Source organism: Polynucleobacter sp. CS-Odin-A6, assembly GCF_018882095.1.
Lineage (GTDB): Bacteria > Pseudomonadota > Gammaproteobacteria > Burkholderiales > Burkholderiaceae > Polynucleobacter.
Map to the genome: position 1 here is coordinate 248,251 of NZ_JACVPD010000002.1, position 25,256 is coordinate 273,506.

Below are 25,256 nucleotides of genomic sequence, written 5' to 3' on the forward strand. Positions count from 1 at the left end.
TTATCGCATCCTTCTACAAAACTCTAAACCAAATCATCAGGCCTCAGGTTTACTCAACATTCGCGCAACATAACGAGCAATCAAATCTACCTCAAGGTTGACTGCATCCCCTTGCTTTAATTGACCTAATGTCGTGTTCTCAAGTGTATGAGGAATGATGTTGATATTCACTACACAGGCATCAGCTGTATCCTCGGTTAAATTCACCGTCAAAGAAACCCCATTCACCACAATGGATCCTTTGTAGGCTAAAAAGGGTGCCAGCGCTTTCGGGGTACCTATCTGCAGTAGCCATGAGCCATAGGGATCTTGTGCAACCGTGGCAAAGTGTGTCACCTTGCCAACACCGTCCACATGCCCACTGACTAAATGACCGCCTAGACGATCATTTAATCGCAGCGCTTTTTCTAAATTCACTGGGCCTACTTTGTCCAGCCCTACTGTTTTGTTTAAGGACTCGCGGGAGATATCCAGAACAAAGGTATTGCTAGTTAATTCCGTCGCAGTCATGCAAGCACCCTGAATAGCAATGCTGTCACCTAAGACCACATCATCAAGATATCCTGATGGTACTTCCACCACCAATTGCAAGCCATCGCCCTTTGCTTGCGCACTCTTAATCTGACCAACCGCAGTAATGATTCCAGTAAACATATTAGGTTCTTTGATTTCTTTTTGAGGATTTCTTCAACTGTAATTGATGAGTGAATTCATTTCTTACTGCGTTATTTCTTGATCAGGCGGATGCGTAAATCAGGATCAAACACACTGTGATCGATGATCTGCCAATTCTGAGCTTGGTTCAAAGCTGTTAATGGAGAGATGTTTGCCATTCCAATTCCCTCGCCCATGAAGAAAGGGGCGTAATAGAGTAAAAGCTCATCAACACAATCCTCTCGTAGTAAAGATCCATTGAGCTTAAATCCAGATTCAACATGGATTTCATTCACTTGACGCTCTTGGGCTAAATAGGCAAAGAGCTTGGGTAGATCGACTTTGCCATGGTTATTAGCCATCACTAGCACCTCAATCCCTTTGGCCTCGAATGCCTTTGTTTTTTCTTGACTCTCTTGAGAATCTAATGAAGCGCAAACGAGGATGACACCTGATTCCTCTGGATTTTTTAATACCTTGGCATTCAGGGGCGTCTCTAGCTTGGAATCCACAATAATTTTCCAGGGCTGGCGCTCTGTTCGAACCTCCCTAACATTCAAGGTGGGGTCATCTTCTTTAACAGTCCCCATCCCCGTCAAAATGGCGCAGGCTTGTGCGCGCCAATGATGGCCATCTGCTCTAGCGAGAGGGCCAGTAATCCACTGACTCTCTCCATTAGGAAGGGCCGTCTTGCCATCTAAGCTGGCGGCAATCTTCATACGTACCCAAGGCACACCTCGAGTCATTCTAGAAATAAATCCCCGATTGAGTGCCTGAGCTTCAAGCTCTAATAATCCACACTCCACAGCAATACCAGCTTCCCTTAAACGCGCGAGCCCTTTTCCGCCTACCAGTGGGTTCGGATCTGTCATGGCAGCGACAACCCTGGTGGGCTTAGCGGCAATCAAAGCGTCAACGCAAGGCGGCGTTTTACCTGTGTGATTACAGGGCTCTAAAGTCACATATACCGTTGATCCAATAGGATCAAAACCCTGTACTTTTGCATCCGCTAGGGCTTGAACCTCGGCGTGAGGTCCGCCCACTCTTTGGGTATGGCCTCGACCAATAATCTGCCCCTCCTTAACGAGGATGCATCCCACCCGGGGATTGGGGTTAGATAAATAAAGGGCTTTTTGAGCCTCGGCCAAAGCCTCGCTCATAAATTGGTGGTCGACTGCGCTGTACATGGGTCTATTAAAACCGATTGTGGATATGAACAGTAAATTTACCTCTATGTTCTAACTTGTACTACCTGCAAGCTCTAGCATCTTTGCGGGGGTCACAGATCCGCCATCGACCGCCGCTACCCAAAATCAGCTGTCGCTCTAAAGCGGGGTCCCGATCATGGCCCAATATCAGTCGGTTGGCCACAAATCCCCCTTGAGCTGTTTTTGCGGCTCCCGCTGCATTAAATAAAATCCCTCTTCTGGAAGTATAAGGATCAATAAATTGCTTGCCACCACCCTTGAAATAGACCGGTCTAATATCCCCCTGAGAAAACCAGTAACGCTCGCCACAAATGGGTTTCAATTGGCGATCTTGGCACGGACTTTTGACAACCCAGCCCTCATCCCAAAGATTTCCATTGAGCGGAGCAATGTGAACAGGCGTACCCAGTGTTAAAGCTTGCGCCCGCGCAAACTGCGCATGAGTGATAAAGCGTCTCGCAATTAAATCGATTTCCCGGGATGCCATTTGTTCGTGCAATAAGGGTATCGTCATTACTGCAATGATGGCAATGATGAGTACGACCGCCATGAGTTCTAATAAACTGCCGCCCTCATCCTGGCCATTCTTTAGGTAGCACTTTGCATTGGATTTATTCAAATTGTTGGCGCCAATTTAAACGAGTCACTTGATTTGTCTGTTCGTCTAAAAATACTAGGACTTCCAGAACTGGCTTTTCTTTACTAGAAATGATCCAAAGATTTTTTCCAGCAGACTGAATATGGCATGCCGCATTCTCAAGTCCAGAAATATTTGATAGATGTTGCTCACATTCAACCAGTGCTTTCTCGGCTGCAATAAATTGTTGATGCGACTTAAGGTAAATGCTGACGCTAACCACCTCCAGCGCAGCTAATCGCTCTAAGTGATGCACTAAGGAGGAGAGTAATAATAAGAGGGATAAAACCCACGCAATAATCACGACAGATTGCGAGCAAAAAAGATACGCTCATATTCTCGGTGCAATAAAACGCCATCTGTCATCTCCAGCTTTACCTTATAGGCCTTACCAGATAAGCCTGGCAGCTCTTGAATGGAGAGCTGATTGACGCCATTCATTAAGGTGGTGTTTTGTAAATGGCCCCGCTTATCTAGTGACTGACAGATTAATGACCCTCCATTGACGCGCATTCCTTTCGGCACAGAGGCTTGGCGGTCTACCAGAAAGCCTTGCTGTGCTAGATGATTTTTAGTACGTTCTTTCGATAAGGTGTTGCCGATGCAATCAAAATCTAGTCCATGAGAAAGTTCGTGCTTCACCATCAAAGCATCTGATCCTCTAAAGCCGACTCTTTTTTGAATTTGAATCGAATCACTGGGTGATGACTTATGTTTGGAGTTTCGAATAAAGGACTGGGTGTGTTGATACCCAGCCATGCGGATTGCTCGTCCAATTAATTCCAATGCGCGCTCGGCTTCTGCATTTAGGGATTGGGTTTTTTCATATTGAATCTGCTTTGCGATCATCTCACCACTATTTTTGATGAGTGGCCCCACCAGCACTAGAGATAGGGCGAGACCGACGAGACATTCCAGTAGACTCATGTGATGACTTTCTTGGCTGATGAGTGATTAATGCAAGCTCATGTTGATCTAACGTTTGTTTCATTTGCACCCTCTGCTCTTGTAACTGACCTAGTCGGAGCACCATCTGTTGATAGGTGTTGCCTAGGGTCATCCAACTACTTGCCACTAAACTCATCGCCACCAAAACTTCAAGCAAGATAAAGCCATTGGCCTGATCCGATGTGGGCGATGTGGGGTTAAGTACAGATTGCAGGAATAATTGGGCCATTGGGCATTTTCTCCGGAGAATCAGGGGGGAAAAATGCTTCTGAATGGACAGCTCTCGTCAGAAATGCTGGATATTGGCTGGTGGGCCAGGGATACAGCCCAAAAATAGCCCCCTCAGCTTAAAATAGAGGGCTATGCAAAATACCCTCGCCCCCACAGAAGAAATCGTTGCTGAGCTCAAAGCCGGCAAGATGGTCATTCTGGTTGATGAAGAAGATCGCGAGAATGAAGGTGATTTAGTACTCGCTGCAGATCATGTCACTGCTGAAGCCGTCAATTTCATGGCCAAGCATGGTCGTGGATTGATTTGCCTCACCTTAACTCGTGAGCGCTGCCAGCAAATTAATCTCCCCTTAATGGTGAGAGATAACGGCACCTCCATGGGGACTAACTTTACTGTTTCGATTGAAGCAGCCAGTGGTGTCACAACTGGCATATCTGCTGCAGATCGCGCCCACACGATTCAGGCAGCGGTAGCACCGCATGCTAAACCTAGTGATCTTGTGCAACCTGGACATGTCTTTCCACTCATGGCGCAACCAGGTGGTGTGTTGATACGCTCAGGACATACAGAAGCCGGCTGCGACTTAGCAGCAATGGCAGGTTGCTCCCCTACCGCTGTCATCTGTGAAATCATGAAAGATGATGGCAGCATGGCACGTTTGCCGGACTTACTAGAGTTTGCAAAAGAGCATCAGCTTAAGATTGGCAGTATTGCTGACCTCATTCAGTATCGTAGCCAGCATGAAAGCATTGTGGTTCGTGAGGGTGAACGTGAGTTCATCACCCCCTGGGGAAAGTTTCAGGGCATCGTCTATCGCGATACCCCTAGCTCTTGTATCCATCTGGCATTAATTCATGGCAAGCCTTTAGAGTCTGAAGAGACCTTGGTGCGCGTGCATGAACCCGTCACTGTTTTGGATTTCCTTGACGCGAATGTCAGTACCCACTCTTGGCCTCTTGCTCAAGCACTACAAAAGCTGGCAACTGCACCGGCAGGCGTTGCAGTACTCCTCAATGCTTCAGGTATTGCAGCACCCAATGACGCCGATTGGCTTGCCCAGTTTCATAAACTCAATGGCACTCATGCTGAAGAAATACAAAAACCTTTGGCACGAAAAACTGATTTTCGTAGCTACGGTATCGGCGCTCAAATTCTGAAAGATATTGGTGTTGGAAAAATGCGCTTACTCGCTAATCCGAATCCAATCCCTAGCCTTTCTGGATATCAACTTGAAGTGACTGGCTACACCCCATTTGAACCTCATTCATCAGCAAGCTAAGACTATGACAACAGCCCATCATGAACAAGCAGTAGGCGTTTTAGAAGTAGATTTAAATGGCCAAGACCTTCGCGTCGGTATCGTACAAGCCCGCTTTAATGAAGACCATTGCATTGCACTGACGACGGCCTGTATTGAGGAGCTCATCAAGTTAGGCGTGTCTCAATCTGATATTAAATTAGTGACCGTACCGGGTGCATTAGAAATTCCATTTGCACTCCAAAAAATGGCCGAGACTGGTGAGTTTGATGCTTTGGTTGCTCTTGGTGCAGTGATCCGTGGAGAGACTTATCACTTTGAATTAGTCTCCAACGAATCCGCTTCCGGAATCACACGCATCTCTATTGACTCAGGTCTGCCCATTGCCAATGGCGTACTCACCTGCAATACCGATGAACAAGCTCAAGTGCGTGTTCAAGTGAAAGGTGCTGATTGCGCTAAAGCCGTTGTAGAGATGGCTAACTTAGCGTTAGCATTGACACCCGACATTGATTTTGAGATCAATCCCAGCCAAGATGAATGATGGATATGACCAAGACTCCCGTTAACCCACAAACTGCAGTAGCTAGCCCACCCAAGAGATCGCTAACGCCCCGTCGTCGCGCTCGTGAATATGCTTTACAAGGTGTTTATCAGAGTCTTGTCATGCGTCGTGCGGGCAGCCTGCCTAATGCTGCCGCCATTGCCAAGCAATTAGCTGAAGATCCCGGTTTTCGTCGTTGTCAGCTCGAGCTATTTCAAGGCATTTTTGCAGGGGTTCTAGAGCGTACTGATGAGTTAGAGGGTCTGATTACTCCGGCTCTCGATCGCCCGATTAATGAGCTTTCGCCTGTAGAACATGCTGCTTTATTAATTGGCACCTATGAACTAGCGATCGATTTAGCAGTTCCCTATAAAGTCGCTATCAATGAAGCTGTAGAGCTTGCTAAAACTTTTGGCGGCACTGATGGTCATAAGTATGTCAATGGGGTTTTAGACCTACTTGCTAAAACACTACGCAGCACTGAAATTCAGGCTGGCGAAATAAAATAAACTCACTCAGAGTATGAGGTGTATTCGGAGAACGGTAATGCAAAAAATAGACATTCGTAACCTACTAAAAGACCCCAGCCTCTTTAAGGAGGCGGCCTTCATCAATGGCACATGGGTCAGTAGCGCCTCAGGAAAAACTTTTGCAGTCACTAACCCAGCGAGCAACGAACTCATTGCTGAAGTGAGTAATCTCGGACCTCAAGATGCTGAGCACGCAATTGCTGCAGCAGAACAGGCTTTTCAAGACTGGAAAAATAAAACCGGTAAAGAACGTGCCGGAATCATGCGCAAATGGTTTGATTTAATTACTGCCAACACCCAAGATCTCGCTACTCTCATGACCTTAGAGCAAGGTAAGCCCTTAAGTGAAGCTAGCGGTGAAGTGGCCTATGGTGCTTCATTTATCGAGTGGTTTGCTGAAGAAGCAAAACGAGTGACGGGATCGATTCCAAGCACTACCTGGAGTGATAAACGCGTTATCGTTCTGAAGCAAGCCATTGGGGTGTGCGTTGCCATTACGCCCTGGAACTTCCCAATCGCGATGATTACTCGCAAGATCGCTCCTGCAATGGCGGCAGGTTGCACTATCGTGATCAAGCCCGCAGAGCTAACACCACTATCCGCACTTGCGTTAGCTGAGCTAGCCCAACGTGCTGGAGTTCCTGCTGGTGTTATTAATATTCTGACAGCAGATGCTGATCAATCCGTTGCGATTGGTAAAACACTCTGCGAGTCTCCTGTTGTGCGCCACCTCTCGTTTACGGGATCGACTGAAGTGGGTCGCATTTTGATGGCGCAATGTGCGCCTACTGTAAAGAAATTAGCCCTCGAGCTCGGTGGCCACGCTCCCTTTATCGTATTTGAAGATGCGGATATTAATGCTGCCGTTGCTGGCGCAGTGGCATCCAAATATCGTAACTCAGGACAAACTTGTGTTTGTGCTAACCGATTCTATGTACATAAAAAAGTGCAAAATGAATTCGTAGAAAAATTTGCCAAGGCGATTGAGCTGATTAAGCTCGGTAACGGTATGGAGCCTGGAGTGACTCAAGGCCCATTGATTGAGCCAGCTGCTTTGATAAAGGTAGAGAAACATGTAGCAGATGCGCTAAGCAAAGGGGCTACATTGGTGGCTGGCGGCAAGCGATCTGTACTAGGCGGCACCTTTTATGAGCCAACTATTTTGTCCAATGTCACTAGCGATATGCTGATTACTCATGAGGAAACCTTTGGTCCAGTTGCGCCGATCATTCCCTTTGAGAGTGATGAAGAGGCCCTAAGACTCGCAAACCACAGCCAATTTGGCCTGGCATCTTATTTTTACAGCAGAGATATTGGCCGCATCTGGAAAGCGGCTGAAACCTTGGAATATGGCATTGTGGGTGTTAATACAGGCATCATCTCCAATGAAGTAGCACCTTTTGGCGGCGTCAAACAATCTGGTCTTGGGCGCGAAGGTAGCGCCTACGGCATGGATGAATATCTCGAACTGAAATATATTTGCTTGGGACTGTAAATCAACAGTGCTCTTGATAAAACTGTGCAATAAAGCTGCTGTTAGCGACTTTATTGAGCGGCTTTATTTTTTCCGATAAACCAAATCCCACACTCCGTGACCCAACTTTAATCCTCGGTTTTCAAACTTGGTAATGGGTCTGTAAGCTGGCCGCTCAACATACCCGAGTTGCTTTGTATTGAGTTGCTCGAGGGTAGGTTTAAATTCTTTACTAGACCCCCCTTCTTTTGTAACATCATCGAAGGTAAAAGTTTCTATCTGCATTTGCTCGTTCGAAGTATTCATGAGCATTGGCTCGGCATTTAAAACTAATAGCATTTGCTCGGCATAGTTATGCCAGTCGGTGGCGAGATGTAAATAGGCTCCGAGCTTTAAACGAGAAACCAATAGCGTTACGAACTCCGCTTGTATTAAGCGGCGCTTATGGTGACGCTTTTTATGCCAAGGATCTGCAAAGTAAATATGGATCCCATCTAAGGAGTTTGGCGCAATCATTTTCTCGAGTACCTCAACAGCATCGTGACGAATCAAGCGCAAATTAGTGAGATTATTTTCACCAATCAATTTCAGTAAAGCGCCAACCCCAGGAGGATGTACTTCAATCGCCAAGAAATCATCTTCAGGTCGTAAGGTTGCAATTTTGGCAGTGGTTTCTCCCATACCAAAACCAATTTCCAATATCTTAGGACGCAAAGAGCCATCAAAAGCAGCCTGAAGATTGAGCTCTTCTTCTTGATAGGGAATTAAAAACTGTGGGCCCAACTCATCCATCGCCCTTTGTTGACCAGCAGTAGTTCTGCCTGCCCTTAAAACAAAAGAGCGGATACGGTCGACCTGCTTCTCCGATCTCTCTTCAGGCAACCTAATTCACTACTTTCTTAAAATAAGCAATCGTCTCTTTGAGGCCATCCTCAAGATGAACTTTAGGCTGCCAACCTAGCTTGGCTTTAGCCAGCTCAATATTGGGTTGGCGTTGCTTAGGATCATCCGATGGGAGTGGCTGATGAATAATTTTGGATTTACTACCCGAGAGCTTCAAAATGGTTTCAGCTAATTGCAGCATTGTGAACTCACCTGGATTACCAATATTAACGGGGCCTGTAAAGCCTTCTTCGGAGTTCATCATGGATACCATGGCATCAATCAGATCATCTACATAACAAAAGCTTCGTGTCTGCTGACCGTCACCATAGATAGTAATGTCTTTGCCTTGTAAGGCTTGCACAATAAAGTTGCTTACTACCCGACCGTCATTCGGATGCATGCGAGGTCCATAGGTATTAAAGATTCTCACCACTTTAATATCTAAGTTGTGCTGACGATAATAATCAAAAAATAAGGTTTCGGCACAGCGCTTGCCCTCGTCATAGCAAGAGCGAATCCCAATGGGATTGACTCTTCCCCAATACTCTTCTGGTTGAGGGTGCACTTCAGGGTCACCATAGACTTCACTGGTAGACGCTTGCAAGATTCTGGCGCGAGTGCGCTTAGCTAATCCCAGCATATTAATTGCGCCATGCACGCTGGTCTTCGTCGTTTGGACGGGATCATATTGATAATGGACTGGTGAAGCTGGGCAAGCCAAGTTGTAGATCTGGTTGGTTTCTACATACAGTGGGAAGGTCACGTCGTGACGCATGATCTCTAAATGGGGATTGCCTAGTAGATGGGACAAATTTTGCTTGGTACCCGTAAAGAAGTTATCCACCACCAAAACCTCATTACCCTCTTTAAGCAGTTTCTCGGTGAGGTGCGAGCCAAGAAAGCCTGCGCCTCCAGTGATGAGGATTTTGTTGTGACGATTGTAATTTTGCATAGTATTTTATTTAGGAAAAGGTGTGTTCCAACCAGCGGAACGATAGGCATAAACCACTTCAGCCAGCACGACTGAGAGAGAAGTCATAAATGATATGAGGCCCAGTACGAAAGTCCAAATAACATAGGTAGCCTGTATGGAACGTACTGCACCTGCTTGAAAGAAAAATAGTTCCAAGACGGTTAATGAAATAAATACACCACTCAAAACGTTGAAGAAAATGGCCACAGTACAAAGACGGCCTCGAACTTTTGCCTCATTGGCTTCCTTCATCATGTGAATCAGGATGGCCTGATCCTGAATAACCCCCTCCTCAATGCGATCTTGGATAGCGCGCATGCGATCGACCGATCGAGCCAAGCGTGCAGAAATGGCATTAATGAGTGTAGCTACTGCGGTCAATAAAAAGACAGGTGCTAGGGCTAGCTGAATATTATTTGTAATTGCGTCTATTGATGCATCCATATTGATTCCAGTGTGTTATCCAATTTACTTGTTGAATCTTCAGCTTAATGTGACCAGGCCACTAGCCCACTATAGGCGCTGATCAAGACTAGCAAGCCAAAGACAATACGATACCAAGCAAAGGGGATAAAGTTATGCCCAGCAACATAATGAATTAACCAGCGCACGCAAATAAAGGCTGAGATAAAGGCTGAAATAAATCCGACAGCAATCGCCCAAGTGAAGTCGCCCGACAAAGAAACAGGGCTTTTCCAAAGCTTTAGTAATTCATAGGCCGTTGCGCCCCCAATGACCGGAATAGCCAAAAAGAAAGAAAACTCGGTAGCTACTGCTCGCGGCAAACCAAAGAGCATGCCCCCAATAATGGTCGCGCCCGAGCGAGATGTCCCTGGAATCAAAGCAGCACATTGCGCTAATCCCACTTTTAAAGCATCTAAGGGAGTGAGATCATCTACCGATTGAATATGGCCTTTGGTAGGCATCACTTTTTTCTGACGATGCTCCGCCCAAAAAATGACGAATCCCCCCACGATAAAGGCAGTCGCAACTGGAATTGGAGCAAACAAGACCGCCTTAATATATTTACCAAATACGAAAGCCAGACCCATAGCAGGAATAGAAGCAATCAATAAATTCATAATAAAGCGCCGAGAAATCGCGCTAGTTTGCAAAGTGGATGCCACCTTCAAAAGCTTTTCCCTAAACTCCCAGCAGACCGCCAAGATCGCTCCAAACTGAATAATCACCTCGAAGGCTTTGCCACGCTCATCATTAAAATCGAGTAAATCGCCAACCAATATCAAATGGCCTGTACTGGAGATTGGCAAAAACTCCGTTAAGCCCTCCACTACCCCTAGTATTAAGGCCTTGCCTAGCAAAATTAGATCCATAGACCTGATTTTATAGATAGATAGTATTGGAGTTCAGATTTGGCAAAATGAGGCTCAAATCAGGCAATTTGTACAAATAAGCCTTAAACTGCATGGCACATTGAAAAGTACTCGAATTAGATGATCCCAACCCGCTTTCGCCTATCTCAGTTAACCGCTTTTGGTTTAATCCTGAGCCAGACACTCGGCTTTGGTGCGATCTCTTCCAGCGTTTATGGGCAAAGTGCTATTGGAGCCAAGCCATCGCTGCCAACCCCTATCAGCACCCAATCCTTAACCGGATTGGATATGCCTCCACAAATGGTGGCAGTTCCAAAGCAGGCAATTCCGACTAATGGCGCCCCTTCAAGCTTGAATGGCGCCGCTGGTGTCACTAGCCCTAGTCAAGCATCCGATTTAATTCGCCTGTATCAAGAGGCTGCGTTTAGCGACCCCGTTCTCAATGCGGCACGCTTTAGCTACCAAGCCAGCAAAGAATTGTATTGGCAAGGTTTATCCTTATTACTTCCACAAGCGAACGCTACCCCTGGCGGTACTCGCTATTACCAGCATGGTGCGGGTACTACAACCGTATCTAATCAAGCCGGAAACTCCCGTGTATTTGATCAAAAAAACTACACCGTCACGCTGACACAACCCGTATTTAACGTCGCTGCCTTAGAGGCATTTAATCAGGGTGACTTGAATACCAAAATTGCTGACATGCGATTTTATCTAGCGCAACAAGATTTAATTCTGCGGGTATCACAAGCATATTTTGATGCTTTAACCAGTCAAGATAACGTTGAACTCTATCGCAATAAAAAAGGATTAATTAAGCAACAACTCGAAATTGCCCAAGCAAAATTTGATGCCGGCTTAGCAACGATTGTTGATGTCAATACTGCTCAAGCTGCATTAGATCTCGCCAACTCTCAAGAAATTGGAGCGCAAGCGGATCTCGTAGTCAAACGCGGTGTTTTAGAGCAATTAGTTGGGCGACCTGTGGGTGCTTTAAAGCCACTAACCAAAGAGGCCAAGATTGATGGGGTTCTTAGAGATCCTCGCTCTAGGAGTAAGGATAGCAATGGCATTCCCATTGCCGAAAGCGTGAACCCAGCATTACCTAAGGGTCAAACTTTGGAAGACTGGATTCTTCAAGCTGAAACAGCGAATTTCAATGTGTTGGTAGGTCAGCTGTCGGTTAGCCTGGCAGAGAGTACTTATAGAGCATCGCAAGCGCTCAATTACCCCACCATTAATTTAGTCGGCACGAGTGGCTATAACACTTCAAATGGAACCCCTAACAGCTATCAACCAGCGCAAACAAATGTATATAACAACACCATTGGTTTGCAAATGAATATTCCACTGGTTTCTGGTGGCTATAACAGCTCTGTTATTCGTCAGAATGCTGCTCTCTTAGATGCAGCTAAGGCCAATTTCGATAACGCCCGTCGCACAGCAGCCCAAAATACGCGCGCAGCCTTTACTGGCTTTTATGGTGGCCTGGCAAGTGTGAAGGCTTATGAGGCCGCAGAGCGCTCATCGACATCCGCATTGGAGTCCAGCAAGCTCGGATTTCAGGTAGGGACATTGATCAATATTGATGTATTGATCGCCTTAGATACCGTGATTTCTACCCGCTCCCTACTACAGCAGTCACGCTATAACACTATCCTCAATGCGATTCGACTGAAAGCACTTTCCTCTTCTTTGTCTGACGAGGATCTGCTTTCTATTAACACTCTGCTCCGATAAGAGAAATCAAGCCAGTAGTTTAAGAGAGGCATCCAACACCTCTTTGACTGTCGGTGGACTTTGGATATCACCCACATTAGCAATTCGGTTGGACCAATAGCCCTCCGTTTTCCAGCGGGGAGAATCGCAATAAATTTCTACGGTCGGCTTATCTAAAACTGCGGCAAGATGCGTTAAGCCAGTATCAACCCCCACTGTTAATGCAGCACCAGCAATCACTGAAAAAGCCGTTTCGATAGAAAAGGCTGGGGGGACAAGCGCATTAGAAATTTGAGATGCAAGCAAATCGCTGACTGATTTTTCTGCCGCATTTCCCCAAGGAAATACTACTTGAAAGCCACGCGCTGCCAGCTCTTTACCAAAGGCAACCCAATGCATGTTAGCCCAGCGCTTAGCTTCTCTTGCTGTGGAATGAAAGCACAGTACATAAGGCGCATTCAGCTCTGAAATAGAAGACTTTGAAATACTGGTAATCCATTCTTTTGGATAAAATTGTGGCGTAGTTGAGCGCTCCAGTAAGGGCCAATTCAATGCCGAACACATTACCTGGCGCGACCGATCTACCGCGTGACATTGAGTAGGCACACGAACAGATTGGCTATAAAAATATCTTGCGAGCGGTTCATAACCTGAGAACTCAGTCGCATTAGCAAGACCAATAACTACAGCGTCTTGGCTCTTCTTGGCCAAAGAACATACGATGGCGGATTTGAGTAGGCCTTGTGTTTCAATCACCACATCATAGGTAGTCGTTTGCAATATTTTTCTGAATGCAAAGTATTCTTTCCAAACGGCCAGGCTAAACAGATTCTTCTTCCACCGACGCAAGCCAAAGGGGATGATCCGATCTATTCCCCTAAAACCATCTCGAGTTAATAGTGGGGTGAGTAAGTGGACATACCCCTCCTCCACTACCCAATCGATTTGGGCATGAGGTAATCGTGCTCGTAAATCCCAAACAATAGGGAGGTTATGTAAGACATCACCCAGAGACGATAGTTTTACCAATAAGATTTTGGGGGAAGCGCTCATCAGAGCATTATCTTATCTTTTGAAAATAAGCTTAAATTCAACTAGAACTTGGGGGCAAGATCCCACGATAGGCCAGCAGAATCTTTGGCATTCATATTGGGCTTGATACCTGTTGGCAAGGGCCATTTAATACCAACGGTAGAGTCGTTCCAGGCCAAGCAAGCCTCACTTTGGGGGTGATAGTAGTCAGTAGTCTTATAGAGAAACTCAGCAGACTCAGACAGCACTAAAAAGCCATGAGCTAAACCTGGTGGTATCCACAATTGTTTATGGTTAACGGCGCTCAGCTCGATGCCAGCCCACTGCCCATAGGTAGGCGAATCTTTGCGAATATCTACCGCCACATCAAAAACACTACCGGCAACAACACGCATCAATTTACCCTGTGTTTGCTCTGATTGGTAATGCAAGCCCCGCAACGTCCACTGATGAGAAAAAGAGTGGTTATCTTGTACAAACTCGACATTCAAATCGGTAGCCGCAGCAAAGTCTTGAGCGTTAAAGGATTCAGTAAACCAACCGCGTTCATCACCAAAAACCTTGGGCTCAATGATGAGTACATCATGAATGGCTGTTGGAGTAACTATTAGTTTAGGCTGGGTGCTCACCCGATCATCCTCTTTTGCGATAAAGCAGCAGGTTGGATACCGGTATTGAGCTCATTCACAATTTTACTGAGGTATTGTCCGTAGCTATTTTTATTGAGTTTCGCGGCTACTTTTCGAACATCATCCGCTGTAATCCACCCTTGACGATAAGCAATCTCCTCGGGGCATGCAACCATGAGACCTTGGCGCTTTTGTAATGTGGCGATAAAGCCAGCAGCATCTAGCAATGAGTCATGAGTCCCTGTATCAAGCCATGCAAAGCCACGGCCCATAATCTCGACATTAAGCTCATTCTTTGCAAGATAGGCGCGGTTCACATCCGTAATTTCTAACTCTCCGCGTGCACTCGGCTTGATTGATGAGGCGATGTCACAGACTTGGTTGTCATAAAAATAGAGGCCGGTAACTGCGTAGTTGCTTCTCGGTTTGAGAGGTTTTTCTTCAATCGAGAGTGCTTTGTACTCTTGATCAAATTCCACTACACCGTATCGCTCAGGATCATTCACGTGATAAGCAAATACTGTAGCGCCGCTATTGCGATCATTGGCGCTATCAAGCTGATTCACTAACTCATGACCATAAAAAATATTGTCACCTAATACTAAGGCACTAGGATTGTTACCGACAAAGTTTTTGCCTAAGGTAAATGCTTGAGCCAATCCATCGGGTGAGGGCTGTACGCAATACTCAATATTCAAGCCCCACTGAGAACCATCACCCAACAACTCTGTAAACCGCGGCGTGTCATGGGGTGTAGAAATTAACAAAATATCGCGAATGCCAGCAAGCATCAGCGTAGTCAACGGATAGTAGACCATCGGCTTATCGTAGACAGGCATGAGCTGTTTAGAAACGGCCTGCGTCACTGGATATAAACGAGTGCCAGAGCCTCCTGCCAAAATAATGCCTTTGCGATTCATCGGATTTACGGCCATCACTTGCTTTCTAGAGAATTCCATCTTTAACCAACTTCGAGACATAGGCTTTCACGTCAATATCCCAGGGCTGATTGAGTTGTTGTAATTTTGACATATCGCCCCGACTCTTCAAGACTTGGTGAAGCTTATCAGTCGACATTCTTGAGTTCATGGGTCTAGGAGCAGGTAGAGGGTAGTCCACCGCAGGAATTGACTCAATAGCATCTGGCAGCACCTTCAGGGTTGCGCCAGCCTCTAAGGCAACTTGCACGGCTAAAACTGCCAAACCATGCCAATCAGTCTCGCCTGCTGGCACTGCATGATAAATGCCAGAGGGAAACTCTCTTAGCAAGCCTGCATCATCCATTACAAAATTCAAGCTCATTTGCGCTAGCCACTGGGCGCTAGTGGGGACTCCGCATTGATCATGAATCACCTTGAGCGCTTCTCGCTCTTTTGCTAAACGCAAAATAGTCCGAATAAAATTGCCACCATCGCCATATACCCAGCTAGTTCTTAAGATAGCGTATTGGCCGCCATTATTACTACTAACAAATGTCTTGGTAATCACTTCTTCACCAAGGGCCTTGCTTTTGCCATACATACCTAAGGGATTACGGATATCACCTTCTAGATAGTAGCCATATTTCTCACCATCAAATACATAGTCAGTCGAGAAGTGTAAAAGAGTAGCGCCATGTTTTGCAGCGAATTGCGCCATGATCTCAGGGGCTGTGGCATTGATTGCAAAAGCAAGGGCTGGCTCTGCCTCCGCTTTATCGACGGCTGTGTATGCTGAAGCATTGATGATGAGATCGGGCTGGAATTGGCTTAACAGTGCAGTTAAAGCACTTGCGTTAGTTAGATCGCATTCGGGGCGACCAACGTATTGAATATTTGGCTTATCCATGAAAATAGATAATTGAGTATCAAGTAAAACCTGAAATGCTTTTCCTAATTGACCATCTTTACCAAATACCAGGATATTCATTAAGGCTATGCGTAGTCTAGTGGTACTGCTTTTGCAGCCAGTCACGATAAGAGCCACTAACGACGCCCTCGACCCACACCGGATTATCCAAGTACCACTGCACTGTCTTCCGAATACCAGTATCAAAAGTCTCAGCAGGCCTCCATCCCAACTCTCGCTCAACTTTGCTAGCATCAATCGCGTAACGGCGATCATGCCCTGGGCGATCCTTGACATAAGTGATCTGCTCTACATAAGACTTGCCATCTGAGCGTGGCTGAAGTTCATCTAAGATCGCGCAAATAGTTTTTACAACATCAATATTGGTTTTTTCATTCCAGCCGCCAATGTTGTAAGTCTCACCTAGTTTTCCATGAGCCAATACTTCACGAATCGCAGAACAATGATCACCCACATACAGCCAATCACGAATCTGCTGTCCATCGCCATAAATGGGCAATGGCTTGTGATTGAGTGCATTAAGAATGACTAATGGAATCAACTTCTCAGGAAAGTGATAGGGGCCATAGTTATTAGAACAATTGGTTGTCACTACAGGAAAGCCATAAGTATGAAACCATGCGCGCACTAAATGGTCTGAAGCTGCCTTGGACGCAGAGTATGGACTATTAGGTTCATAGGTATTGGTTTCAGTAAAAGCAGGATCTGTTAAAGATAAGGATCCATACACTTCATCAGTAGATACATGATGAAAGCGAAATGCTTTTTTAGAAAATTCGTCTAAGTCGCTCCAATATTTTCGAGCACACTCAAGCAAATTAAAGGTACCGACAATATTGGTGGTGATAAATTCAGTTGGCCCATCGATAGATCGATCTACATGACTCTCAGCTGCAAAATTTACAATTGCACTTGGTTGATACTCTTTGAGCAATCTGGTAACTAACCCTTGATCACCAATATCGCCTTGAAAAAATATATGCCGAGGGTCATCTCTTACAGATTCTAAAGTAGCCAAATTACCGGCATAGGTTAGCTTATCTAAGTTAATGACTCCTTCTTTGGTGGGATCTCTCAGAAAATCAAGGACAAAATTTCCACCAATAAAGCCAGCGCCACCAGTAACTAATATCATTTCCACTCCAATACTAAATGTATTGCCATGCTTGCCTATTATTTCTTAAGAAAATACTTCTCAGAATGCTTTACAAAAAATTTGAACTAAAGCAACTACCTTTTTCGCCTCTTCGATAGACATAGATGGACCCATGGGCAGACTTAAAGTTTCGGAATGAATTTTTTCAGAAATAGGAAAATCACCTTTTTTAAAACCAAGGTTGTTATAAGCAGGCTGCAGGTGGGGCGGGATGGGATAGTGAATCATGGTTGAAATACCCTGGTCAGCTAAATAGCTAGCCAATTTATCCCTCTGGGGATGCAGGACCACATAAAGATGCCATGCAGATGTATTGCCGTCAATAATCTCTGGAAGAGTCAAACTTTCAATACCAGCCAAACCATGATTATAAATTTCAGCAATCTCAGCACGATGCCCATTATCAGTATTAAGCAGCGGTAATTTCATGCGCAGGAAAGCGGCCTGAATTTCATCTAATCTAGAATTGAAACCCAATACTTCATTGTGATACTTGACGTGAGATCCATAATTACGTAAAGCGCGCAATTGATTGGCCAGCACTGGGTCATTAGTTACAATAGCTCCACCATCTCCAAGCGCACCTAAGTTTTTACCCGGGTAAAAACTAAAACCAGCTGCATCTCCAAGCGCACCTACTCGATGCCCCATAAATTCGGCTCCATGAGCCTGAGCAGCGTCCTCAAGAACTCTTAGGCCATATTTTTTTGCTATGTCATTGATGGCAGACATATTTGCTGGTTGTCCATATAGATGAACTGCAATGATGGCCTTTGTTCGGGCGGTTATCGCCCCTTCAATTAGAGCGGGATTAATATTGTATGTTGTTCTGTCTGGCTCGACGGGGACAGGGATGGCGCCTGTATATGTTACTGCAAGCCACGTTGCAATGTAGGTATTGGAGGGCACAATAACTTCATCACCCGGACCTATATTCCATGCACGTAGTACCAGATGCAAGGCCTCTAGTCCATTACCAACGCCAATACACTCCTTGGCACCACAATAAGATGCAAATTCAACCTCAAAAGACTTGCATTCCTCACCCAGTATGAGCCACCCACTATTAAGGACTTTATCCAAGGCCGCATGAAATTCATCTCGCTGTCTTAGATTGATAGTTTTTAAATCAAGAAAGGGAATCATGTGGTTTCTAGGAATGATTTTTATAGGCTAAGAATGCCGAATAATCACGTATGTAATCATCGGCATCGTAAATATGGGATGCAAGCACAACCAAAACAGCGTTAGCAGAATACTTGTACTGGACTCCCCAGACACCTGGTTCAATGTGCAGACCAAGCGAGGGGCTATCAAGTTTAATTTCCACTCTTTTGCTACCATCATCGAGCATCACGGTTACATGTCCAGATACGCAAATTAAAAACTGATGACACTCTTTATGTGCATGCTCTCCCCTAACATCTTTTGAAGGTACATCAAAGACCCAAAAACATCGCTTAGCAACAAAAGGGAGATCCTTCTCATACTCAGCAAAAGATAAATTACCGCGTAAATCTTGAATAAATGGAAGCTGATATATACGGCAATTTGATATTCCGACGCTACTGCTCGATCCCATGCCAGGAGTAATCGCATCAGCCAACTCAGGTGTAGCCGCTTCAGAAGGATCGTACCCAACAATTCGGGCAGGATTTCCGGCAACGATTGCATTTGGAGGGACATCGCGGGTAACTACTGCACCGGCTCCGATCATGGAGCATTCTCCAACAGTTACACCGGGCAGTATGGTGGCGTTTGCACCAATACTCGCGCCTTTTTTAATATATGTTTTTAAAAAAGTTTCTGGATGGATTTTGCTACGAGGGAATTTATCATTAGTGAATGCTACGTTGGGGCCAATAAAAACATCATCCTCAATACGAAGGCCATCCCAAATTTGAACACCGGATTTAATGGTGACACGATCACCAATCACAACATCATTCTCAATCAAGCAATTAGCACAAATATTTGCCTCTGAGCCAATGATTGCATCCTGCAAAACAACAACAAATTGCCAGATACGAGTATTTTTCCCAATTCTTTTCGTCTGAACATCCGAAAGTGGGTGAGTAAAGTAATTTATATTATTCATGTTTTCAACATACCGTAAGTTCTGCAAAAACTAAACAAGTTACAAGTCAAAATCTTGGGCTATTTCATTTGTTACAACAGAAACAAAGTGCTCAAAACTAAATCTTTTGGCAACATCACTCTGTAGAAACTTTGAAATATTCGACTGGTACTCAGAATATACTTCTGGAGAAATAGAGAGAAGATGCTGATGTACTTCGGCAGTATTCCTAAAATTTCGCCTATCTATAAAGCATCCTGCGGGAATATAGTCTAGGATATTATCAGCCCCCCAATATATAGGCACGCATCCAGATACAAAAGCATCTATTATTTTTTCAGTGATGTAATTAGATAAATCTCTATTATTTTCATAACAGTATGAAAACTTACTACGACGCAATACTTCACTTTTATTTTGCAATTCACCTCTATAGCTCGGGAAACACTTGTTTTTAAGTAATTTTACTCCCAGGCTTGGAATACTACGCCTCATTTTGCCAACGAGATCAAAGGCTGGCGGAGGCTTATCCCACCCTCTTCCGTATAGTTCAAATTCATCAGGGGCATTTCTTTCGTACCAGCGTATGGTGGAAATACGCTCTGAATATAAATCAGTTGGCAATTTTTTACGGAAAGCTTTGTTGCCATTTATTAGAGTGCTAAAAATATCGCGGTCATGGTAAGAACTAAATTGACTATGTGAAATTTGATGTGGTGGCAACACCTTTATTACATTAACTAAATTAAGTAATTCTGCATTCCAAGTAAAAACCTTGGAAAAATTACTAAAATAGAGTTGAGATCCATTGAGTTGATTATGATTTGGATTTTCTAATGCAATGAGATACCTAGGTACATTATCGTCGCCTATCAAATGACGTCCTTCAATATGCAGATCAAAGGAAACTGTCTTTCCGTAATTAACATCAGGCGTATTGATTTCAATTCCCAAACGCTGAAAATGCTCTTTTAGTAACTCATAGTAGCCCATCGGACTCTCAACCAGCTCCCCAAACATGGCATTTTTTCCACGTGGATCATCTGAAAAGAAGTTTCCATAAATCATCCTTTTAGGCCCACTTTATCAAAGCACGCTTCAGCAGTGCCTTGTAGGTGCTAAATCTTGAGTACCGAGAAATCTGGTATCCACTTAAGAATTTTTTTACGACCCCTAATCTCTTAGAGCGGAATCTCCAATCGGATTTTAAGATCTTTTTATAAATAAATGAGTAGCGGTAGTCTTGCAATATAGCCTTACCAAATTCCTGCCTGTGCTTCTTGAGATACCCAAGAAAACGAAGGCGATCTGGTATTGACTCAACACTGCCAACATTATTCCCATGCATTCGATAAGTCATTAATGGCTTGTTCAACCAAAAGATACTTCCCTTTTTAAGAATATCTAAAAGTAATGCAACATCTGCATACTTGCCCCCGTTCACAATAAATAACTCGTCCCCAGCAAGTGGATGGCTATATATATAACTTGGGTTTGGGGCAATGCCAGACTGGTTATGCGAAAAATAGCGCTCCGCTAAATCGCGGGGACCACTTATTAATTCATATTCATTTTTTGAAATAAAAGATAAGCGGGGCTCTATTGTGCCGTTAGTCTCAATAAATGCATTGCAGGCATAAGCAGCAGCAGATGGATGATCGCCGATAAATTTCAGCATCACTTCCACAAAATTTGGGTTCATTAGATCATCGTCATGAAAAAGGCAGTAATAATCTGTTTTAACCTCACCTATGCAGGTATTGAAGTGCTCCAAATGCTTTAGAGATGAAGGCCTTTTTACATAACATACACTGGGAAACTCGCTTTTGACCATCGCCTCTACATCATTATTGGTAGATTGATCTGAAATAATTAATATAAAACCATGACAGCTTTGCTGAACGATAGATTCAATTGCCAGTCTGGCCAAAGCAGGCCTGTTATAACAAAGAACAAAAATGGTGAGGGACACTTAACGCTTATTCTATAAATAGTGATTAAAGATATTTTAGTCGGGCTTAAAAAAATTAGATATTGTTTGGTCGTTGTGCTCTATTTTTTTACAGAAAAAATCGTAATCTTTTGCAATATGCCCAAAATCAAGGGCTTGATATCCCAGCCTGGCTAAATCGAATGCCAGAACTGTAGCTGTCGGACCAAGAATGATAATAATCAATTTTTCATGGTCTATTGTTTTTGCCTTCTCTAAAATTTCATCGTAAGAGTCAAATGCATTTTTAGAGGGTGCATATTGATACTCAAGAGTTTTTGCGCAATCAAAGATATTATTTTCAATCAAGTCAAATACTGAACTACCGCAAATAATTACAACATCTCGCCCCGTCCAAATATCAGTTATTTTAGAGAAGTACTCCTTAAAATCATAACTTTTAAATAACGCATATAACTGTGTACAGCCAGTATCGTAATACTGCTTACTTGGCACAGTAAGAGATGTAATTTTATTTCTATATTGAGCAACCCAGGATCTTATAAATGCCTTAGGAAAGTCCCTCATATCCTGCACGGTGGAATAATAGCAATGAGGTATCCCAATGAATATATTTTCATAGTTTGATCGGAATATTTCATTTAGCCTGCGAGTCAATATCGCATCTGATCTCTGAAATGCTATACCTTCACCCGCCATTAGGATAAATTCACCGTCACCAAAACGGCAAAATGACGTCTTCTTGTACACTAGCTCACTAATCGTTTCTCTGGGGGAAAGAATGTTGGGCTTATTAATCTTGACAAGATCGCGGGAGATTTCATAGTGGATTCCATCCAGCGTTAAATTAAATTCATTCCTCCCAACAGAATCCTGTGCTATTTTTTTGAGATCGTATTTAAATAAATAGCCAATATTTTTTATAAACAATTTAAACGGGTTTGACTTTTTTTTCTGAACCTCCTGAACCTCAAAACTCTCCCAATTTTTATCATAATTCTCGAGTAAGAAAAATTCGGAACCAACATGAATTTGGGAATTTTTGATATTTGCAATTGCTCTTATATCCAACTTGTTTTGTTGAACATTGTATAAATGACTTAGGCTAAAAACATCAGTTAGCTTTTTATTATCAAAACCATTCTGGTGAGTATCTTGGACGGCATTGACAGTGATAACAATTGCCTTACTTATTCCATCAAAACAAGCTAAACATGGTCTAGATATATATTTTTTTGACTCATTAGCAAAGTCACCCTCAAAATAATTTGGCGACTTTATTGTGTCGTTATGAGATGCCAGCATCTTTTTAATATCGCTTTTACGATAAAGAGTGCAATCTAGCTCCCATGGGTAGTTGTAATGTAAATCAGTAGACCCTTGCCAGTTCCACTTCAAATATTCCTTTGAGACCAAGAAATCCTTAGGTGTGGGCTGAATATTTCTGCCGAGCCTTAAACTAAATCCAAAAATATCATCATCTTCTTTCAATACTTCTTTTGCAAAATTAAGATCGAATGGAGCTTTAAAAACAACATCATCACAACCAAACATAATGTAATCATCGGATGCTTCAATTATAGTTACTAAGTCAAGATAAAAATTCTTCTCCTTAACCCATTTAACGGCTGGAAAAGAATCGATCACCCTCTTGTAATCAATTTGAGAGGTTTGATTAAAAAGTACAGCTACATCTTCCTCTACAACATCAGAAAATAGCAGTAAGCTTTCTAGATAACCATGCAACTGCATGGGCCTATCTTTTGAAAAAACTATGATGGTTGACATTTGAGCTCTGTGTTATGCAATTGAAGATCCAATAAATTTTTCACTGCCTGGAGAACCCATCCATTTAAATAGTGCATTGTGGTTTTCAATTCACTCATATCAATAATTAACCTAATCATTAGCTCTGCAAAATTAAATAAAGCTCTGAAGATAATTAATAAATCGCTTCAAACGTCTTAACATCCTTGAAGGGAGTGTTTTTTTTCTGGGAAATAAGTCGACATCTCCATCCCATGAAGATTGATAGATTACTCCCATATAGTTTTGTCTAAGCCCCTCAACAGTTTCACCCTGACGCTTCATCAAATAATATTGCCAGTCGTAGTGATAAGTTCTAAAAAGAGGTTCTATGGCAACCAAGGGGATTGCCCTATATTTCATTAGTGCCTCCCCATATATTAATGTCTCAGGATGCTGAGAGGAAATAAACTCCCAAATTGAAATATTTAGTGGCTTAAGATGTTCAAGATCCAATGATTCCCATACCCTTGCCGACCAAATAAAAGGGGCTGGTGCGCAATAAAATGATGGGCCAACTCTAGAAAATAGACTCTGTACCCGCCTTGCCTCTTCTCGGAGATCATTCTCAACCCTGAGATGACCTCGATTGGCTGCCATTTGAAAAAATTCTTTATTTTGATGTAAAACCGTATATGGAATTCCCTCTGCAGTTAAAAAATCATTCTTGAAAAAATTGCGAATAAAGATGCAATCCGAATCAAGACATACATAGTTTTCAGAAATTTTTAAGCGCCAAAACTCTGATTTAACAATTTGTTGTGATATCCCGCCAGGTAACTCCTTATATTTTTTTAAGTCAGCCCGAGGATTTGCGGTAACAATCTCTTCATCAGCAATCCAAATATAAGCCTCATTGCCCAATATGCTGATTAGTAGATCATGATCGGCTCTTGGGGTAGAAATATAAAAGGGAATCTGATCAAGGTTATATTGATTCACCGAGGAGAGAAGTCTCTTAAGCCTAAGAAAATCATTACGATACGACTTACAGTAGAGAATGAGATCTTTCAAATACTTCTTTCTATTTTTGCTTGAACTTCTGAAAGTATTCTAAACGCAGCCTGATCCACGCCCACCGGCATCCATTTGGGCTCTATGAGTTGCCGATTTTTCCAGTCTAACCAAATTCTTTCTAAGGCAAGTTCAACTGCTTTAACGTCACTCTGTGGACTCAAATAGGCACTCTGATCCAGTAGTATCTGATCCAACTGAGGATTACGATGCGTTATTCCCCACATCGGTCTTCCGGTCCAGAGATAGTCATAGAGCTTAGAGGGAATGTATTCAGCGCACCACTCGTCATTGCCATGCAGCAAAATCAATACATCTGCAGCCTGCATCTTCTCTACTACCCGCTCTCTACCAGATTTACCAGACTGAGGATCTTTCTCAAGACGACCATGAGCTACCAATACATCCTCAAACTGCAGTACTTTAATTGCATCTACTGTCAAAGGGTCTAAAGGTGCGCCATAAGCATGTATTCGTATGTGCTGCTTGGCCTCAGGAAATTTCTTAAACAGTGGTACAAGCGCATTTAGGATAGTAGAGAGTGAACGATCATTTGCCAAAGAACCAAAGTGACATAAATTGAGATGCTCAGAATATGCGTGCTTAACAGATTGACTCAGGCCTCCTGGTGGCTCTGCTCCTGGGAGAACCATAAAACCAAAAGCATTATTTGGGGTGTTGAGATTGGGATTGCGCACCTTTGCATAGTGCAAGGCACCATCTGTGAACCACCATGCTAAATCTGCGTATCTACAAATTTGTTTTTCTAGGTATTGACGAAATTGTGCGTCACGATTTTTAGGTTTGTCAAATCCAGGATCAGTTGCACTCTTGCGAATCACTAAAGGATCATGAATCTCCACAATCCAAGGCAAGCCTGTTTTTTTCTTCAGCCATAAACCCGCCAAGTGGGCCGACCAAGCCCCCCCAGTTGAATAAATGACATCAACCTTGCCCTCTCTAATGAGTTTTAAACCATGTACATAAGCTGGCATTGCCCAAGACCATTGACTAGAGTAACCGAGAAAGAATTTCTCTAAAGCGATGAGAGGAGCAAGCAATAAGGAGACTAGACCAGTAGAGATCTTATAAAAGATCCCGCGGCCATATTGGTTGGCAATCCAATGACGGAAGTCAAAACGAAAAGCTGCCGGACCCCAAGCTAAAAATTGCTCATGAGGAAATCTGCTATCTTTGATGCCGGTAATGGCACTAAAAACACGAGGCTGAATACCGGCATTTAATAAATAAGGAATCTTGTCGGTAATGGTGAGGCTCGATGCCCGTCCATCCATATTGAAACCATGTGACAGGATTAACCAGTTCTTTTTTTGCATTAGTGCACTA

At 43.7% G+C, this 25,256-nt stretch carries 27 protein-coding genes; 5 read left to right on the forward strand and 22 right to left on the reverse strand.

All coding sequences use genetic code 11. The features are described from left to right. Positions 1-36: 36 nt before the first annotated feature. The 6 genes from ICN15_RS05965 to ICN15_RS05990 all read right to left on the reverse strand — a co-directional run bounded on the left by ICN15_RS05965 (position 37) and on the right by ICN15_RS05990 (position 3,676). On the reverse strand, positions 37-654 hold the full coding sequence (locus ICN15_RS05965) for a riboflavin synthase (RefSeq protein WP_216201779.1): 618 nt from the start codon (positions 652-654) through the stop codon (positions 37-39). 71 nt (positions 655-725) lie between these two features. Further along, complete coding sequence (gene ribD, locus ICN15_RS05970) at positions 726-1,841, reverse strand: bifunctional diaminohydroxyphosphoribosylaminopyrimidine deaminase/5-amino-6-(5-phosphoribosylamino)uracil reductase RibD (RefSeq protein ID WP_216201780.1); 1,116 nt, start codon at positions 1,839-1,841, stop codon at positions 726-728. 61 nt (positions 1,842-1,902) lie between these two features. After that, positions 1,903-2,481, reverse strand: a complete 579-nt coding sequence (locus ICN15_RS05975; RefSeq protein ID WP_255532884.1) for a Tfp pilus assembly protein FimT/FimU — start codon at positions 2,479-2,481, stop codon at positions 1,903-1,905. Continuing rightward, a complete protein-coding gene (locus tag ICN15_RS05980; RefSeq protein ID WP_216201781.1) occupies positions 2,474-2,803 on the reverse strand; it encodes a hypothetical protein in 330 nt (109 codons plus the stop codon). Before ICN15_RS05980 ends, ICN15_RS05975 begins: the two co-directional genes overlap by 8 nt. Next, entirely contained in the window at positions 2,800-3,348 is a 549-nt protein-coding gene (locus ICN15_RS05985) for a hypothetical protein (protein ID WP_216862802.1), read from the reverse strand. The genes ICN15_RS05980 and ICN15_RS05985 overlap by 4 nt, the downstream gene beginning before the upstream one ends. 7 nt (positions 3,349-3,355) lie before the next feature. Beyond that, positions 3,356-3,676, reverse strand: a complete 321-nt coding sequence (locus tag ICN15_RS05990) for a hypothetical protein (RefSeq protein WP_216201782.1) — start codon at positions 3,674-3,676, stop codon at positions 3,356-3,358. Positions 3,677-3,809: 133 nt separating this feature from the next. On the opposite strand from ICN15_RS05990, the gene ribBA reads away from it, so the two are divergent. Genes ribBA through ICN15_RS06010 form a run of 4 tightly spaced genes read left to right on the forward strand, consistent with a single transcriptional unit; the run spans position 3,810 to position 7,506 of the window. Continuing rightward, positions 3,810-4,958 carry a bifunctional 3,4-dihydroxy-2-butanone-4-phosphate synthase/GTP cyclohydrolase II gene (gene ribBA, locus ICN15_RS05995; protein WP_216201783.1) on the forward strand — a complete coding sequence of 383 codons (1,149 nt, stop codon included), beginning with the start codon at positions 3,810-3,812 and terminating at the stop codon, positions 4,956-4,958. Between the two features lie 4 nt (positions 4,959-4,962). Beyond that, positions 4,963-5,481, forward strand: coding sequence for a 6,7-dimethyl-8-ribityllumazine synthase (gene ribH / locus ICN15_RS06000; RefSeq protein ID WP_216201784.1), 519 nt, complete (start codon positions 4,963-4,965; stop codon positions 5,479-5,481). A 5-nt stretch (positions 5,482-5,486) separates the two neighbouring features. Beyond that, positions 5,487-5,990, forward strand: coding sequence for a transcription antitermination factor NusB (nusB, locus tag ICN15_RS06005; protein WP_216201785.1), 504 nt, complete (start codon positions 5,487-5,489; stop codon positions 5,988-5,990). Positions 5,991-6,027: 37 nt separating this feature from the next. Beyond that, positions 6,028-7,506 carry an NAD-dependent succinate-semialdehyde dehydrogenase gene (locus ICN15_RS06010; protein WP_216201786.1) on the forward strand — a complete coding sequence of 493 codons (1,479 nt, stop codon included), beginning with the start codon at positions 6,028-6,030 and terminating at the stop codon, positions 7,504-7,506. Positions 7,507-7,569: 63 nt separating this feature from the next. On the opposite strand, the gene trmB is transcribed toward ICN15_RS06010, so the two are convergent. Genes trmB through ICN15_RS06030 form a run of 4 tightly spaced genes read right to left on the reverse strand, consistent with a single transcriptional unit; the run spans position 7,570 to position 10,677 of the window. Beyond that, entirely contained in the window at positions 7,570-8,367 is a 798-nt protein-coding gene (trmB, locus tag ICN15_RS06015) for a tRNA (guanosine(46)-N7)-methyltransferase TrmB (RefSeq protein WP_216862803.1), read from the reverse strand. 1 nt (position 8,368) lies between these two features. Then, the gene (locus ICN15_RS06020; RefSeq protein WP_216201787.1) at positions 8,369-9,322 is read right to left on the reverse strand and encodes a UDP-glucuronic acid decarboxylase family protein; all 954 of its coding nucleotides are present in this window, start codon (positions 9,320-9,322) and stop codon (positions 8,369-8,371) included. A gap of 6 nt (positions 9,323-9,328) precedes the next feature. Continuing rightward, entirely contained in the window at positions 9,329-9,787 is a 459-nt protein-coding gene (locus ICN15_RS06025; protein WP_216201788.1) for a DUF2721 domain-containing protein, read from the reverse strand. A 44-nt stretch (positions 9,788-9,831) separates the two neighbouring features. Next, complete coding sequence (locus ICN15_RS06030) at positions 9,832-10,677, reverse strand: undecaprenyl-diphosphate phosphatase (RefSeq protein ID WP_216201789.1); 846 nt, start codon at positions 10,675-10,677, stop codon at positions 9,832-9,834. A 120-nt stretch (positions 10,678-10,797) separates the two neighbouring features. Between ICN15_RS06030 and ICN15_RS06035 the strand changes: the two genes are divergently transcribed. After that, positions 10,798-12,417 carry a TolC family protein gene (locus ICN15_RS06035; RefSeq protein WP_216201790.1) on the forward strand — a complete coding sequence of 540 codons (1,620 nt, stop codon included), beginning with the start codon at positions 10,798-10,800 and terminating at the stop codon, positions 12,415-12,417. 6 nt (positions 12,418-12,423) lie between these two features. Here ICN15_RS06035 and waaC read toward each other — a convergent pair whose 3' ends face one another. The 12 genes from waaC to ICN15_RS06095 form a co-directional block, all read right to left on the reverse strand. Beyond that, on the reverse strand, positions 12,424-13,449 hold the full coding sequence (gene waaC / locus ICN15_RS06040) for a lipopolysaccharide heptosyltransferase I (protein ID WP_216201791.1): 1,026 nt from the start codon (positions 13,447-13,449) through the stop codon (positions 12,424-12,426). 41 nt (positions 13,450-13,490) lie between these two features. Beyond that, positions 13,491-14,057, reverse strand: a complete 567-nt coding sequence (gene rfbC / locus ICN15_RS06045; protein WP_216201792.1) for a dTDP-4-dehydrorhamnose 3,5-epimerase — start codon at positions 14,055-14,057, stop codon at positions 13,491-13,493. Then, positions 14,054-14,977: a glucose-1-phosphate thymidylyltransferase RfbA gene (gene rfbA / locus ICN15_RS06050; RefSeq protein ID WP_216202074.1), complete on the reverse strand. Its 924-nt coding sequence runs from the start codon at positions 14,975-14,977 to the stop codon at positions 14,054-14,056. Before rfbA ends, rfbC begins: the two co-directional genes overlap by 4 nt. A gap of 25 nt (positions 14,978-15,002) precedes the next feature. Beyond that, positions 15,003-15,965 (reverse strand): dTDP-4-dehydrorhamnose reductase, encoded by a 963-nt coding sequence (gene rfbD / locus ICN15_RS06055; RefSeq protein WP_216201793.1) that lies wholly within the window; start codon positions 15,963-15,965, stop codon positions 15,003-15,005. Between the two features lie 16 nt (positions 15,966-15,981). Next, positions 15,982-17,040, reverse strand: a complete 1,059-nt coding sequence (gene rfbB, locus ICN15_RS06060) for a dTDP-glucose 4,6-dehydratase (RefSeq protein ID WP_216201794.1) — start codon at positions 17,038-17,040, stop codon at positions 15,982-15,984. A 60-nt stretch (positions 17,041-17,100) separates the two neighbouring features. After that, a complete protein-coding gene (locus tag ICN15_RS06065) occupies positions 17,101-18,207 on the reverse strand; it encodes a DegT/DnrJ/EryC1/StrS aminotransferase family protein (protein WP_216201795.1) in 1,107 nt (368 codons plus the stop codon). Positions 18,208-18,214: 7 nt separating this feature from the next. Next, positions 18,215-19,159, reverse strand: a complete 945-nt coding sequence (locus tag ICN15_RS06070; protein WP_216201796.1) for a WxcM-like domain-containing protein — start codon at positions 19,157-19,159, stop codon at positions 18,215-18,217. A 39-nt stretch (positions 19,160-19,198) separates the two neighbouring features. Beyond that, a complete protein-coding gene (locus ICN15_RS06075; RefSeq protein WP_216201797.1) occupies positions 19,199-20,206 on the reverse strand; it encodes a glycosyltransferase family 10 domain-containing protein in 1,008 nt (335 codons plus the stop codon). A gap of 4 nt (positions 20,207-20,210) precedes the next feature. Further along, positions 20,211-21,110, reverse strand: a complete 900-nt coding sequence (locus tag ICN15_RS06080) for a glycosyltransferase (protein ID WP_216201798.1) — start codon at positions 21,108-21,110, stop codon at positions 20,211-20,213. Between the two features lie 36 nt (positions 21,111-21,146). Further along, on the reverse strand, positions 21,147-22,877 hold the full coding sequence (locus ICN15_RS06085) for a GT-D fold domain-containing glycosyltransferase (protein ID WP_216201799.1): 1,731 nt from the start codon (positions 22,875-22,877) through the stop codon (positions 21,147-21,149). 132 nt (positions 22,878-23,009) lie between these two features. Next, positions 23,010-23,909 carry a DUF6492 family protein gene (locus ICN15_RS06090; protein WP_216201800.1) on the reverse strand — a complete coding sequence of 300 codons (900 nt, stop codon included), beginning with the start codon at positions 23,907-23,909 and terminating at the stop codon, positions 23,010-23,012. Then, positions 23,906-25,246, reverse strand: coding sequence for a glycosyltransferase (locus tag ICN15_RS06095; RefSeq protein WP_216201801.1), 1,341 nt, complete (start codon positions 25,244-25,246; stop codon positions 23,906-23,908). Before ICN15_RS06095 ends, ICN15_RS06090 begins: the two co-directional genes overlap by 4 nt. Between the last annotated feature and the right edge of the window lie 10 nt (positions 25,247-25,256).